15 protein-coding genes are annotated in these 12,141 nt (G+C 60.7%); 6 read left to right on the forward strand and 9 right to left on the reverse strand.

What is annotated here, in order from left to right; genetic code table 11:
* Positions 1–149 precede the first annotated feature (149 nt).
* Entirely contained in the window at positions 150–764 is a 615-nt protein-coding gene (locus ACRTG1_RS12150) for a transglutaminase-like cysteine peptidase (protein ID WP_113155342.1), read from the forward strand.
* A 203-nt stretch (positions 765–967) separates the two neighbouring features.
* Here the strand turns inward: ACRTG1_RS12150 and ACRTG1_RS12155 are convergent, their stop codons facing one another.
* Both ACRTG1_RS12155 and ACRTG1_RS12160 read right to left on the reverse strand, forming a co-directional pair.
* Positions 968–1,495 carry a gamma carbonic anhydrase family protein gene (locus ACRTG1_RS12155; RefSeq protein ID WP_432516360.1) on the reverse strand — a complete coding sequence of 176 codons (528 nt, stop codon included), beginning with the start codon at positions 1,493–1,495 and terminating at the stop codon, positions 968–970.
* Between the two features lie 72 nt (positions 1,496–1,567).
* Positions 1,568–1,888, reverse strand: a complete 321-nt coding sequence (locus ACRTG1_RS12160; protein WP_317562540.1) for a DUF6949 family protein — start codon at positions 1,886–1,888, stop codon at positions 1,568–1,570.
* A 179-nt stretch (positions 1,889–2,067) separates the two neighbouring features.
* Here ACRTG1_RS12160 and ACRTG1_RS12165 point away from each other — a divergent pair, with 179 nt between their 5' ends.
* Positions 2,068–2,736 (forward strand): hypothetical protein, encoded by a 669-nt coding sequence (locus ACRTG1_RS12165; protein WP_222473916.1) that lies wholly within the window; start codon positions 2,068–2,070, stop codon positions 2,734–2,736.
* 101 nt (positions 2,737–2,837) lie between these two features.
* Here ACRTG1_RS12165 and ACRTG1_RS12170 read toward each other — a convergent pair whose 3' ends face one another.
* Positions 2,838–3,044 (reverse strand): DUF3126 family protein, encoded by a 207-nt coding sequence (locus ACRTG1_RS12170; protein ID WP_113155346.1) that lies wholly within the window; start codon positions 3,042–3,044, stop codon positions 2,838–2,840.
* Between the two features lie 303 nt (positions 3,045–3,347).
* Positions 3,348–4,184: a serine O-acetyltransferase gene (gene cysE / locus ACRTG1_RS12175; RefSeq protein ID WP_432516361.1), complete on the reverse strand. Its 837-nt coding sequence runs from the start codon at positions 4,182–4,184 to the stop codon at positions 3,348–3,350.
* Between the two features lie 108 nt (positions 4,185–4,292).
* Between cysE and ACRTG1_RS12180 the strand changes: the two genes are divergently transcribed.
* A complete protein-coding gene (locus ACRTG1_RS12180; protein WP_432516362.1) occupies positions 4,293–5,093 on the forward strand; it encodes an enoyl-CoA hydratase/isomerase family protein in 801 nt (266 codons plus the stop codon).
* 21 nt (positions 5,094–5,114) lie between these two features.
* Here ACRTG1_RS12180 and ACRTG1_RS12185 read toward each other — a convergent pair whose 3' ends face one another.
* Genes ACRTG1_RS12185 through ACRTG1_RS12200 form a run of 4 tightly spaced genes read right to left on the reverse strand, consistent with a single transcriptional unit; the run spans position 5,115 to position 7,918 of the window.
* The gene (locus ACRTG1_RS12185; RefSeq protein WP_432516363.1) at positions 5,115–5,984 is read right to left on the reverse strand and encodes an alpha/beta fold hydrolase; all 870 of its coding nucleotides are present in this window, start codon (positions 5,982–5,984) and stop codon (positions 5,115–5,117) included.
* Positions 5,971–6,735 (reverse strand): alpha/beta fold hydrolase, encoded by a 765-nt coding sequence (locus tag ACRTG1_RS12190; protein WP_432516364.1) that lies wholly within the window; start codon positions 6,733–6,735, stop codon positions 5,971–5,973. The genes ACRTG1_RS12185 and ACRTG1_RS12190 overlap by 14 nt, the downstream gene beginning before the upstream one ends.
* Positions 6,736–6,759: 24 nt before the next feature.
* On the reverse strand, positions 6,760–7,287 hold the full coding sequence (locus tag ACRTG1_RS12195) for a DUF192 domain-containing protein (protein ID WP_432516365.1): 528 nt from the start codon (positions 7,285–7,287) through the stop codon (positions 6,760–6,762).
* Positions 7,288–7,321: 34 nt separating this feature from the next.
* The gene (locus ACRTG1_RS12200; protein ID WP_113155352.1) at positions 7,322–7,918 is read right to left on the reverse strand and encodes a cold-shock protein; all 597 of its coding nucleotides are present in this window, start codon (positions 7,916–7,918) and stop codon (positions 7,322–7,324) included.
* A 226-nt stretch (positions 7,919–8,144) separates the two neighbouring features.
* On the opposite strand from ACRTG1_RS12200, the gene ACRTG1_RS12205 reads away from it, so the two are divergent.
* Positions 8,145–8,585, forward strand: coding sequence for a VOC family protein (locus tag ACRTG1_RS12205; protein WP_113155353.1), 441 nt, complete (start codon positions 8,145–8,147; stop codon positions 8,583–8,585).
* 108 nt (positions 8,586–8,693) lie between these two features.
* Positions 8,694–10,226, forward strand: a complete 1,533-nt coding sequence (locus ACRTG1_RS12210; RefSeq protein WP_206547480.1) for an acyl-CoA carboxylase subunit beta — start codon at positions 8,694–8,696, stop codon at positions 10,224–10,226.
* 19 nt (positions 10,227–10,245) lie between these two features.
* Here ACRTG1_RS12210 and ACRTG1_RS12215 read toward each other — a convergent pair whose 3' ends face one another.
* Positions 10,246–10,515 (reverse strand): hypothetical protein, encoded by a 270-nt coding sequence (locus tag ACRTG1_RS12215; protein ID WP_317087985.1) that lies wholly within the window; start codon positions 10,513–10,515, stop codon positions 10,246–10,248.
* Positions 10,516–10,836: 321 nt separating this feature from the next.
* On the opposite strand from ACRTG1_RS12215, the gene pncB reads away from it, so the two are divergent.
* Positions 10,837–12,141: a nicotinate phosphoribosyltransferase gene (gene pncB, locus ACRTG1_RS12220; RefSeq protein WP_432516366.1), complete on the forward strand. Its 1,305-nt coding sequence runs from the start codon at positions 10,837–10,839 to the stop codon at positions 12,139–12,141.

A 12,141-nucleotide genomic window follows, 5' to 3' on the forward strand; every position in this document is an offset into this window, starting at 1 on the left:
AATTTTAGATAAATTTTATTCAAATATAATTCGATTTTTATATTGATTAGATCAAAATACAAATAGAATTTAGCGCGATTTATACTTCCCACTTTTGCCTGGAATAAATTCCCCTGTGTCATTGTCCTCTCAAACGGGGAGACAAAACTATGGGGCATTCAAAGAGCGCACGGCTGATCGCGGCCGCCGCACTTGCATTCGGAGCGTTCACCACGGGGGCGTTCGCCACACCCAATTTCATGAAGACCGGTGGCTTCACCAGCCAGCCGATCGGTCACTATGAACTTTGCCAGCGCGAGCCGGTCGAGTGCAACCAGACAACGGCGCGCCCGCGCCCGGTGAAGCTGACGCGCGAGATGTGGAAAGCCATGATCGACGTCAACAATGCGGTGAACTCGACGGTTCTGCCGCGCACCGACATGGAAATGTGGGGCGTGGAAGAGTACTGGTCCTACCCGACGGCCTATGGCGACTGCGAGGACTATGTTCTCGAGAAGCGCCGCCGCCTGATGGCAGCCGGCGTGCCTGCCGGCAATCTGCTGATCACGGTGGTGCGCCAACCCAATGGCGACGGCCATGCCGTTCTGACCGTGGTCACCAATATGGGCGATTTCATTCTCGATAATCTGGAAGCCCGCGTCTCTCTGTGGGGCGATACGGATTACACCTATCTCAAGCGCCAGGCCGCTTCGCATTCGGGCAAGTGGGTCAACATCAACAACGGACAGCCCGTCGCCGTTGGCAGCGTCGCTTCGAGCCGCTGATCTTCTCAACAAAACACATGGGCGAAGTCGACTGAACGCGCCCATGTCTTTCTGAACACCAACGGAAAACGTCGCGCTCCAGAGCATGGGACCGGCGGCATCCGTTGCGGGACACCCGGTCGAGTCCCCACCTCCCCGTCCCCAACGACCGGGTCAGGAGCCGGCCCACCCCATGGGTCGGCTCCACCTTTTTTTTCGGGAACTCAGACTTCCTTCAACCCTGCGGAAAAGCGCTGACCGTTCTTCACATAGTGATCGGCAGACCAGCGGAGCCCGCGCACCGCTTCCTCATCCAGTTCACGCACGACCTTGGCAGGCGAACCGACGATCAGCGAATTGTCGGGGAATTTCTTGTTCTCGGTAACGAGCGCGCCGGCGCCGACCAGGCAATTCCTGCCGATCTCAGCGCCATTGAGTACCACCGCGCCCATTCCGATCAGACTGTTTTCGCCGATCCGGCAACCATGCAGGATCGCCCGGTGCCCGACCGTGCAGCCGCGCCCCACGACCAGCGGAAAGCCCATATCCGTATGAAGTACGGAGTGTTCCTGAATGTTGGTGTCTTCGCCGATATCGATCAGCTCATTGTCACCGCGCAGGACAGCGCCGAACCAGACACCCGCATTGCGTCCGAGCCGCACACGCCCGATCAGCGAGGCGTCCGGCGCGATCCAGTTTGTGTCCCTGTCCTCGAACTGCGGGCTCTCGCCCTCCAACGCATAAATCGGCATGAAAAACTCCCGGTAGATTAAGGCGGCACACTACAACACGCGGGCGGGAATCAGAATCTGCACTTCGCCGCTTCAAATCCGCCCGACCGCCAGCACCGCCTCGATAACAACCACACCGGTCGCCGTCACCCATAATCCGGACGTGAAAGCCGCACCCGCCAGCGCGCCATGCCCGATCAGCCTCTGCCTGTGGCTTGCGAGCGCTTCACGTAGGAAAACGACCGGTCCCACGCACAGCATGACCGCGAGGGATCGCAAAACACGCCGACGAACGATGAAGGGCGACTGGAAGCGCACACGCCTGCCGGTCAGAAGCTCAAAGAGACTTGAAAGGAGACCGCAAAAGACAAGTCCGGCGACAAACGCCGCCCCGCAAAGCCAGATATGGACCATGTCTTTACGCTCCATTTACCATAAGAACCCAAGGTCAATACAACCTTTGAGGCAAACTTTGTGCCGATTCCCGTGTCCCGTATCGAGACACAAGCGAGGATCTGAAACTGGCGACCGAAAACGACATCAGCGCTGCCAACACATCTGCCGCCGTGCAACAAAACCGGTTTGCGCGCCGTGTGTTTCAGTTCTTTCTGCTGCTGCTGGCGCTTTCCATCGGCATCCTGTTTGTCGGCCAGTGGTATGGAGACACGCTGTCGGAAGCCGGTCACACCGCATCCACCAAGCCCCGCGAGATCGTCATCGGCAACAATGTGCTGACATTTCCGGAAAACATGATCCGCTTCAAGGCCGCACGGCAGGATGGCGTGAGACAGCGCCTGGATGTCTATATGGTCTGGCCCGAACTCGAGGGCTATTCGCCTGACAGAAGCGATGATTTCAACCATGTGGACGGATCGCGACGCATCCTGTTTGTGACATTCGAGGAACAGATGATGTCGCGCGACATGAGCAACCGGCTTGAACCCGTCTACCGGCAGGTGATCGAGGCGCACTCGGTTGGTGGACCGGAGAGCATTCGCTTTCACCGCTTCAAACAGGGCTCCGGCTATGAGGGCGAAGTGCTTGCGGTTTCGGCCTCAGAACCGGGGGAAGAACCCTTCGTGGCGCGTTGCCTGACAGGAACTGCGGCGCGGGAGGCGCTCGCGCCGTGCGAACGCGACATCAACCTGGGAAACCGGCTGAGCATGACCTACCGCTTTCCCGCCTCGCTGCTCGGCCAGTGGCGGCTTCTGGACAAGGACATTCGCCGGAAGGTCGCAGAGCACATCAAGACCCCGCTGTAAGCCCCCTTTGACAGAAAAAAGCCCGCATGCGACAGCGCATACGGGCTTTCGAATTCACGCCGCCGCGCCAGGGGCGCCTGCGTGCTTCTGGCCAAAACGGCTCAGAGGTCGATGTCGAGAATGGCCATCGAGAAATTGTAGGAGAGCTCTCCCTCTTCCTCATCCTTGAAGACGATGCCGAGGAACTCGTCACCAAGATAAAGCTCGCAGGAATCGTCCTTGCGCGGACGCGCCTTCACGGTCAGCGCATCATTGTTGAAGGTACGTTTGAAATACGCTTCGAGCTTTCGGATCTCTTCGGGCTTCAAGAAACATCTCCAGTGCCTGGCGCATCGTGTGAAACCGGACCGGTTTCGGGACAGCACGACGCACAGCTTCAGATTTGATGCAGACCCGCCGGATATCCGTGCGAACACCCGGTAGCCCTGCTGTGATCGCGGCGCTTCTGACATGAGGCCAGCGCCACTGTAAACCCTGAAACCGGGATTTCAGCCGTAAAGCCTCTGCGGGTCAACAGACGTTTTTGCTGCGAACAGTCACCAGTCGTGATGCCGGGAAACCTCCCTGCCCTGACAAAATAGAGATGAGCTGAATGAGCGCCGCAGACGCGCTCAGGACTGACCGTGCAGGATCTGGTCCATGGAGCGGGACGGCTCGCTGCAGCCCGACTCACCAACGACACGCGCCGGCACGCCGGCAACGGTCTTGGCAGCCGGCACATCGTTCAGCACGACAGAGCCCGCCGCAACGCGTGCGCAATGGCCGACCTCGATATTGCCGAGGATCTTCGCTCCAGCGCCGATCAGCACGCCATGGCGGATTTTCGGGTGCCGGTCGCCCGTTTCCTTGCCGGTGCCGCCCAGCGTCACCGCATGCAATAAGGACACATCGTCTTCGACAACCGCCGTCTCACCGATGACCACGCCGGTTGCATGGTCGATGAAGATGCCCTTGCCCATCCGCGCACCGGGATTGATGTCCGTCTGGAAGACGGCCGACGAGCGGCTTTGCAGGTAGAGCGCGAAATCCCTGCGTCCCTCCTTCCACAGCCAGTGCGCCAGACGATGGGTCTGGATGGCGTGGAAGCCCTTGAAATAGAGCACCGGCATCAGAAAACGGTCGCAGGCCGGATCGCGGTCGTAATAGGCCTGAATGTCCACACGCACAGTAGTGCGCCATTCAGGCTCGGCATTGAGCATGGCGTGGAAAGTATGGCGGATCAGGTCCGCGCCCATGTCGGGATGATCGAGCCGCTCGGCGACCCGGTGCACGACCGCGCTTTCCAGATCGTCATGATTGAGGATCGTCGCATAGAGAAAGGCCGCAAGCAGCGGATCATTGGCGACAGCGGCCTCCGCCTCTTCACGGACCGCGTACCAGATCGGGTCCACCGGTTGAGGCGCGCTTTTGCCGGAACTGCGTTCACGGATAGCGTTGCGAGCGTTCATCGATTTCTCCGCCAGAGGCCTAACCTTGCCTTAAAGCCAAACATACGTCAGAAGCCAAGGTAATTGAACCGCAAAAAACTGTGACAGCAGCTACAGGAAAATTGATGCATGACGGTCCAATCGCAGCAAAATGAGGCAGGTTTACGTGTTTCCCGCTCGAATGGCATCGCGACCATTCTGATCTCCCGGGAAGCAAAGATGAACGCGATGTCACAGGCCATGTGGCGATCGATGATCGATCTGGTCGGTGAACTGGAGGCCGACGACACGGTGCGCGTTCTGGTTCTGCGCGGCGCGGGCGACAATTTCTGCGCGGGCGCGGATGTTTCCGAGTTCGACACGGTGCGGCGCGATGCGGAAACCGCGCGCAGCTACGAAATGCTGAATGCCGGCGCGTTTGCAGCCATTCGCAACACGCATCTGCCGACCATTGCGGCTATTTCCGGTGTCTGCTTCGGCGGCGGCTTTGGCCTTGCTGCGGCCTGCGACCTGCGGATAGCCTCGCCCGATGCGCTCTTTTCAGTACCGGCAGCGCGGCTCGGCCTTGCCTATCCGGTGGAGGCGATGGGCGACATCGTGGCCACGGCAGGCGCACAGATGGCGCGCTACCTCACCTTTTCCGGCGCGCGGATCGATGCGGCGCGCGCCCGCGAATGCGGGTTCCTGCTGGAGGTCGTGCCTTCTGACGTGCTGATCAGCCGGGCCACGGACCTTGCAGCAACCATTGCCCGCAATGCCCCGCTTTCCATCCGCGCATCGAAGGTTTCGATTTCGGCGGCGCTGACCTGCAGCGCGCAGGAAGCCGAACGCGCTCAGGGGCTCGGCGACATCACGTTCGAAAGTGCGGATTATGCGGAAGGCCGGCGCGCATTTCGCGAGCGGCGCCCACCGCATTTTGCAGGACACTGACCGGCCTGACCGCGAAATGCTCTAGGCCGCCTCGTCGCGGCCCAGAAATTTCAGGATCTCGGTTGCGAAAACATCGTTGCGGTCGCCGGCCACCATGTGCCCGGCCCCGCCGACATCCACATAGGAAGCGGCAGGCGCAAGGGAAACGAACTCCCGGGCATGCGCTTCCTGCACCAGTTCCGAACGCATGCCACGCACCAGAAGCACCGGCAGGCTCAATTGCGGCAGGCCCGCAAGCAGCTCCTGCATCAGCGCTTCCGCGCCATAATTGATGCTCTCGGCCCCCTTGATGAAGGCGGGGTCCCAGTGCCAGCGATAGCGGCCATCCTCATCCTGCCGCAGATTCTTGCGCAGGCCCTCCAGCGAGCGACGCGGCGTGCGGTGCGGCAGATAGGCGGCGATTGCATCGGCAGCCTCTTCAAGCGATGCGAAGCCCTCTTCCATGCGCGCGCCCATGAAACCCTGGATCTTGTTCACCCCTTTGGGATCGAGGCGCGGCGTGATGTCGACAAGCACGAGCGCATCAAGAAGCGGCCCGTCCCGCATCTCCGCTGTCAGGGACGCCAGACCGCCAAGCGACGCGCCAACGGCTGATGGCCTGATGTGGAATTGCTCATGAACCTGCCGGAAGATGGCAGCGGCATCTTCGCCATAATGGTGAAATCCGTAGCGGCCGCTTTCGACCCACGCGCTCTCGCCATGGCCGCGCTGGTCTACCGAGATGGCGCGCATGCCGCGCTCGGCCACCTCACGCGCCGTGGCGTCCCAGGCGCGCCGTGTCTGCCCACCGCCATGCAGGAAAACGACGGGCTGACCGCCGCCATCCCAGATATCGCCGGTCAGCCTGTTGCCTTCGGCCCCGACAAAGGAAATCGCCTTACGTTCGATCAAGAGGGTGCTCCTCCAGAAACGCCAGCGCGCGCGCCTTGAATGTCCGGTCGCCCACCGCCAGCATGTGGTCCCGTCTTTCAATCGCAAATGCCGTGCCGTTAGGCAACAGATCGGCCAGCCCTTCAGGCGAACCGGCAATGTCATCGACGGTGCCAACGGCAACCAGCGTCGGCTGGGCAATCGTCGCGGCATCTTCGGCGGTCAGGAGCTCGCGGGACGTGGCGATGCAGGCGGCGAGCGCAATGCGGTCGCTCTTTGTCTGATCGGCGAATTTGCGGAACATCTGGCCGCGCTCGGAGGTGATGCTATCCGGATCGTCGGCAAGAAGCGCTTCGGCGATCTCGTCCCACTCTCCAACGCCGTCAATCATGCCGCGCCCAAGCCCGCCAAGGATGAGCGTGGCGACCTTCTCGGGGTGCTCAAGCGCCAAAAAAGCGGAGATGCGCGCGCCCATGGAATAGCCCATCACATGCGCCTTCCCGATGCCCAGATGATCGAGCAGAGCGGCTGCATCACCCGCCATCTTACCGGGCGTGTAATCCGCCTTGTCATGGCTCTTGGCAGATTTTCCGTGGCCGCGATTGTCGATCGCGATGACGCGGAAGCCCGCATCCCGCAGGGTCTTCACCCAGCCCGGCGCAACCCAGTTGACGAAATGCGTGGAGGCAAAGCCGTGAATGAGGAGAATGGGATCGCCCTGGCCTTCATCGATGAAAGCGAGCTCGAACCCGTCATGGAGGAAAGACTTCATTTTCCGGAAAATCGCCCTTGCTGACTATTGGGCGCCGGCGGCCTCTAAGCGCGGATGGCGCAAACGGTCACCGACCTCGATCCCCGTCTTCTGCGCGGTTCCGGCGACCAGTTCAAGCACGAATTGGGATTCGACGTCCGGCGAGATGGAAGCGGTGGAGAACGGCGTGCCGGGCGCAATCGCCCGAACCGTACCATCAGCCGCCACGAAAAGAAGATCAAGCGGCAGCGGTGTGTTCTGCATCCAGAACCCCTGACGGCCCTCTGCCGGGAAGATGAAGAGCATGCCGCGATCCTGCGGCATGGACTGGCGGAACATGAGCCCACGCTGACGCTCATGCGCCTCGTCGGCAATTTCGATGTCGAAACGCACCTCGCCCGCCGCCGTGACCGCGACAAGCGGTTCAGGATCGACCGGCAGGCGCATGGCCGATCCCTGTGCAAAAGCGCCAGCGGCGAGAAAAATAAGGAAAACAGACGCGAGAAACGCCTTCAGGACACGCTGGCTCAACGAACGAAAAGCCTCAACCGGCTGGAAGGAAAAATGCGACATTGGCGGCACTCTCGTGAAAAGGGCCGCGCAATGATCAATGCGCGGCATTCAGCGTGCCAAGATCGGGGTAGACTTCGGCAGCCATAAGGCCTTTTTCACCGCGCCCGAAGCGCACCAGCACAACCTGGCCGGGGCGCAGTTCCGTCACGCCGTAGCGGCGCAGCGTTTCCATGTGGACGAAAATATCCTCGGTCCCCTCGCCGCGGGTCAGGAAGCCGAACCCCTTGGTGCGGTTGAACCATTTGACGAGCGCACGCTCCAGACCGCTTTCCGCGGCCACAGTGACATGCGTCCGAGGCTCCTGATCCTCACTCGGGTGCACCGCAGTCGACAGATCGATGGAAACGACCTTGAAGGCCTGAAGGCCCTTGTCGCCCTGTCGGGCGAGGCATTCGATCCGTGCGCCTTCCAGCGCCGTCTGGAAGCCGTCCTTGCGCAGGCAGGTTACGTGAAGTAGCACATCTCCATGCTCTTCGTCGTCCGGGAGGATAAAGCCATAGCCCTTCGCCACGTCAAACCACTTAATCGCGCCGGTGATCTCCACCAGCTCAATGGCTTCCGTAGCGTCATCCGCCGTTGGCGCCGTACCGCCAGCCTCGTACCTCTTGGTTGTCGAGGACTTGTCGTCCATCCCATCAAGCCTTTTTTCAAGTCCGCCCGACTCACTGTGTAGTTCGAAGATAGCATTTGCGCTTTGTGGCATAGCAAGACCCAGTTTCTGATTTTCAACAACAGGTGAAAACAACTGGATTTGAAGGTCTTCGGCAGTGCGGCACAATTGGTTAACGTGCAACATTGCCGGATGGCGCGGGTAGGATGCCCGTACCGCATACGTAAACCAGCAAGCGAGAGGAAACATGCGCTACCTGCACACGATGGTCCGTATCAAGGATATCGACGCATCGCTCGACTTCTACTGCAACAAGCTCGGCCTCACCGAAGTGCGCCGTTCCGAGAGCGAAAAGGGCCGCTACACGCTGGTGTTCCTCTCCGCTCCCGCCGACGGCGCGCGCGCTGCCGACGAGCACGCTCCATTGCTGGAGCTGACCTATAACTGGGATCCGGAAGATTATGATGGCGGGCGCAATTTCGGCCACCTCGCCTATGAGGTCGACGACATTTACGCCCTGTGCGACAGCCTGATGAAGGCCGGCGTCACCATCAACCGCCCGCCGCGCGATGGCCGCATGGCCTTCGTGCGCTCGCCCGACGGCATCTCCATCGAACTGCTGCAGAAAGGCGGTGCGAAGGAGCCGATGGAGCCCTGGGCTTCCATGGAAAACACGGGCAGCTGGTAAAATCTGCAAACGCGCCGTGCGTCATCTAGGACGCACGGCGTATTTGCCTGTCGATGCGGCCATGCTACCAGCATGAGAACCGTTTATCGCCTTTGGGGGGAGACAAGCATGAAAGAGGTTCTTCTCGAGCTGGAACGCCGCCGCGCCGCTGCGCGTGAAGGCGGAGGCCAAAGGCGCATCGACGCCCAGCACGCCAAGGGCAAGCTGACGGCGCGCGAGCGCATCGAGGCGTTTCTCGACGAAGGCTCTTTTGAAGAATTCGACATGTTCGTCGAGCACCGCTCCACAGATTTCGGCATGGAAAAGAGCCGCATCTCGGGTGATGGCGTGGTGACCGGCTGGGGCACGGTCAACGGCCGCACGGTTTTCGTTTTCGCCAAGGATTTCACCGTGTTCGGCGGGTCTCTTTCAGAGGCGCATGCGGAGAAAGTGGTCAAGGTTCAGGAGATGGCCCTGAAGAATCGCGCGCCCATCATCGGCTTCTATGATGCCGGCGGCGCGCGCATCCAGGAGGGCGTGGCGGCACTCGGCGGCTATGCCGAAATCTTCCAGCGCAATGTGCTCGCCTCCGGCGTCATTCCGCAGATTTCTGTCATCATGGGTCCGTGCGCCGGCGGTGACGTCTACTCCCCCGCCATGACCGATTTCATCTTCATGGTGCGCGACACGTCATACATGTTCGTGACCGGTCCGGACGTGGTGAAGACCGTGACCAACGAGACCGTGACGGCCGAGGAACTGGGTGGCGCATCGGTGCATACGGTCAAGTCGTCCATCGCCGACGGCGCTTATGACAATGATGTGGAGGCGCTCTTGCAGATGCGCCGCCTGATTGACTTCCTGCCCACATCGAACACGGCGGATCTGCCGGAAGTGGAGTGCTTCCAGTCGGTGACCGAGGCGGATCATTCGCTCGACCGGCTGGTGCCCGACAATGCGAACAAGCCCTATGACATTCGCGAACTCATTCTGAAAACCTGCGACGAGGCGGATTTCTTCGAGATCCAGGCGTCCTTCGCCAAAAACATCGTCACCGGCTTCGGACGTGTGGAAGGTCGCACGGTGGGCTTTGTGGCAAACCAGCCCATGGTGCTGGCGGGCGTTCTCGATTCCGACGCCTCGCGCAAGGCTGCCCGCTTCGTGCGCTTTTGCGACTGCTTCAACATTCCGATCGTCACCTTCGTCGATGTTCCAGGCTTCCTGCCCGGCACCGCGCAGGAATATGGCGGTCTGATCAAACACGGCGCGAAGCTGCTCTTCGCCTATGCGGAGGCCACGGTGCCGAAGATCACCGTCATCACCCGCAAGGCCTTTGGTGGCGCTTATGACGTGATGGCGTCAAAACATCTGCGCGGCGACATCAACTATGCCTGGCCATCCGCGCAGATCGCGGTGATGGGCGCAAAGGGCGCGGTCGAGATCATCTTCCGCAAGGACATCGACGATCCCGAAAAAATCGCGGCGCACACGAAGATGTATGAGGATCGTTTCCTCTCCCCCTTCGTGGCCGCCGAGCGGGGCTATGTGGACGAAGTCATCATGCCCCACTCGACCAGGCAGCGCATCGCCCGCGCGCTCAGAATGCTGCGCAACAAGGACCTCCAGAACCCCTGGAAGAAGCACGACAACATCCCGCTTTAGGCGGTGCAGCACGGGCCTTTCAGAATGCGCGCGGCGGCACGAACAGGCAGATGGTGCGGCTGTTTTCCTGACCGGCCATCGAACACCAGTGGAACACGCCATCCGGCGAGTTGCGCACGCGCCTGTCGGTGTAAGGCAGAACCTCGCCTGTCACCTTGATGACGTAGCCTTCCGGGCCTTCGGTCACCGCTGCATCGGAGACGGTGCGGCAGTCCCGGTCCGAGCAACAGGCATAGGGGTAGCGCCATCCGGTCGGAGCCTCATGGGGCTCGGCAGGATACGGGGACATGATGAAAGTGATCAGGGCAAATGCACCGGCCAGTGACCGGCCATGGTGGGTGGATCCAGAGTTGAACATCGTCACCTCCTTGGGCTCCTCCCGGCATTCAGTCTTCGCCCCTTTCGTTAACGGGCGATTAACCACGCCCGATCCGGCCATGGGGCCTGACTGAACTTCAACGACTTGTCGTTGAATTCATGTGTGGTTTTCGTCGCAAGATCGCGAAAGTGGATCACGTAGTCGTTGACAATCGTGGCCTGCCGTTGTGGTCTGCCCAACCGAACGAATGCCGCAGAACGGTGGCCTTTACTCGCAGGATACACGCATACCATGCCGAAAACCGATATCGCGCGACGCGTTTACAACCACGCCTGGAAGGTAGACCCGATCTGCCGCAGCCTGCTGGACACGGATTTCTACAAGCTGCTCATGCTGCAGATGATCTGGGGCCTCTATCCGAAGGTCGACGCGACGTTCTCGCTGATCAACCGCAACAAGACGGTTCTTCTGGCAGACGAGATCGATGAGGGCGAGCTGCGCGAACAGCTGGACCATGCGCGCGCCATCCGTTTCACCAAGAAGGAGATGATCTGGCTCGCCGGCAACACGTTCTACGGCCACAAGCAGATCTTCCAGCCGGAATTCCTCAAATGGCTGGCCGATTTCCGGCTCCCGGAATACGAACTCACCCGCAGCGACGGGCAGTATGAACTGCACTTCCATGGCCGCTGGATGGAAACCACCATGTGGGAAATCCCGGCGCTGACCATCATCAACGAGCTGCGCTCGCGCGCGGCCATGCGGTCGCTTGGCCCCTTCGCGCTGGATGTGCTTTACGCCCGCGCAAAGGCCAAGGTGTGGTCCAAGGTGGAGCGGCTGAAAAAGCTGCCGGAAATCAAGATTTCCGATTTCGGCACACGCCGCCGCCATTCGTTCCTCTGGCAGCGCTGGTGCGTGGAAGCCCTGAAGGAGGGAATCGGCGATTCCTTCACCGGCACATCCAACGTGCTTCTCGCGATGGACACGGATCTGGAAGCGCTCGGCACCAATGCGCATGAACTGCCCATGGTTCTGGCCGCACTTGCCAAGACCGACAGGGAACTTCTGGAATCCCCCTACCGGGTGCTGGAAGACTGGCAGAGCTATTATGGCGGCAATCTTCTGATCGTCCTGCCGGATGCCTTCGGCACCGAATCCTTCCTGCGCAACGCACCGCCATGGGTGGCCGACTGGACCGGCTTCCGCCCCGACAGCGCACCGCCCATCGAAGGCGGCGAGCGCATCATGGAATTCTGGCGCAGACACGGGAAAGACCCGCGCGACAAGCTCCTGATCTTCTCCGACGGTCTCGACGTCGAGACCATCGAGGCGGCTTATCACCACTTCCAGGGCAAGGTTCGCATGGCCTTTGGCTGGGGAACCAACCTGACCAATGATTTCGAGGACTGCGCCCCCACGGAAATCAACGGGCTGAAGGCGATTTCCGTGGTCTGCAAGGTGAGCGAGGCCAATGGCCGGCCCGCCGTCAAACTGTCGGACAACCCGGAAAAGGCAACCGGCGATCCAGCAGAGATCCAGCGCTACATCGATCTGTTCGGCACGCAGAACCGTGTGAGGCGCACGGTTTCGGTCTAG

Source organism: Nitratireductor sp. PBL-C9 (genome assembly GCF_050877045.1).
Classification (GTDB): domain Bacteria; phylum Pseudomonadota; class Alphaproteobacteria; order Rhizobiales; family Rhizobiaceae; genus Nitratireductor; species Nitratireductor aquimarinus.

Excerpts from the sequence above, each read along its gene's own strand:
- ACRTG1_RS12150 (WP_113155342.1), top strand. The coding sequence starts at position 150 with ATGGGGCATTCAAAGAGCGCACGGCTGATCGCGGCCGCCGCACTTGCA.
- ACRTG1_RS12155 (WP_432516360.1), bottom strand. The coding sequence starts at position 1,495 with ATGCCGATTTATGCGTTGGAGGGCGAGAGCCCGCAGTTCGAGGACAGG.
- ACRTG1_RS12160 (WP_317562540.1), bottom strand. The coding sequence starts at position 1,888 with ATGGTCCATATCTGGCTTTGCGGGGCGGCGTTTGTCGCCGGACTTGTC.
- cysE (WP_432516361.1), bottom strand. The coding sequence starts at position 4,184 with ATGAACGCTCGCAACGCTATCCGTGAACGCAGTTCCGGCAAAAGCGCG.
- ACRTG1_RS12180 (WP_432516362.1), top strand. The coding sequence starts at position 4,293 with ATGACGGTCCAATCGCAGCAAAATGAGGCAGGTTTACGTGTTTCCCGC.
- ACRTG1_RS12190 (WP_432516364.1), bottom strand. The coding sequence starts at position 6,735 with ATGAAGTCTTTCCTCCATGACGGGTTCGAGCTCGCTTTCATCGATGAA.
- ACRTG1_RS12195 (WP_432516365.1), bottom strand. The coding sequence starts at position 7,287 with ATGTCGCATTTTTCCTTCCAGCCGGTTGAGGCTTTTCGTTCGTTGAGC.
- ACRTG1_RS12200 (WP_113155352.1), bottom strand. The coding sequence starts at position 7,918 with ATGGACGACAAGTCCTCGACAACCAAGAGGTACGAGGCTGGCGGTACG.
- ACRTG1_RS12205 (WP_113155353.1), top strand. The coding sequence starts at position 8,145 with ATGCGCTACCTGCACACGATGGTCCGTATCAAGGATATCGACGCATCG.
- ACRTG1_RS12210 (WP_206547480.1), top strand. The coding sequence starts at position 8,694 with ATGAAAGAGGTTCTTCTCGAGCTGGAACGCCGCCGCGCCGCTGCGCGT.
- ACRTG1_RS12215 (WP_317087985.1), bottom strand. The coding sequence starts at position 10,515 with ATGTCCCCGTATCCTGCCGAGCCCCATGAGGCTCCGACCGGATGGCGC.
- pncB (WP_432516366.1), top strand. The coding sequence starts at position 10,837 with ATGCCGAAAACCGATATCGCGCGACGCGTTTACAACCACGCCTGGAAG.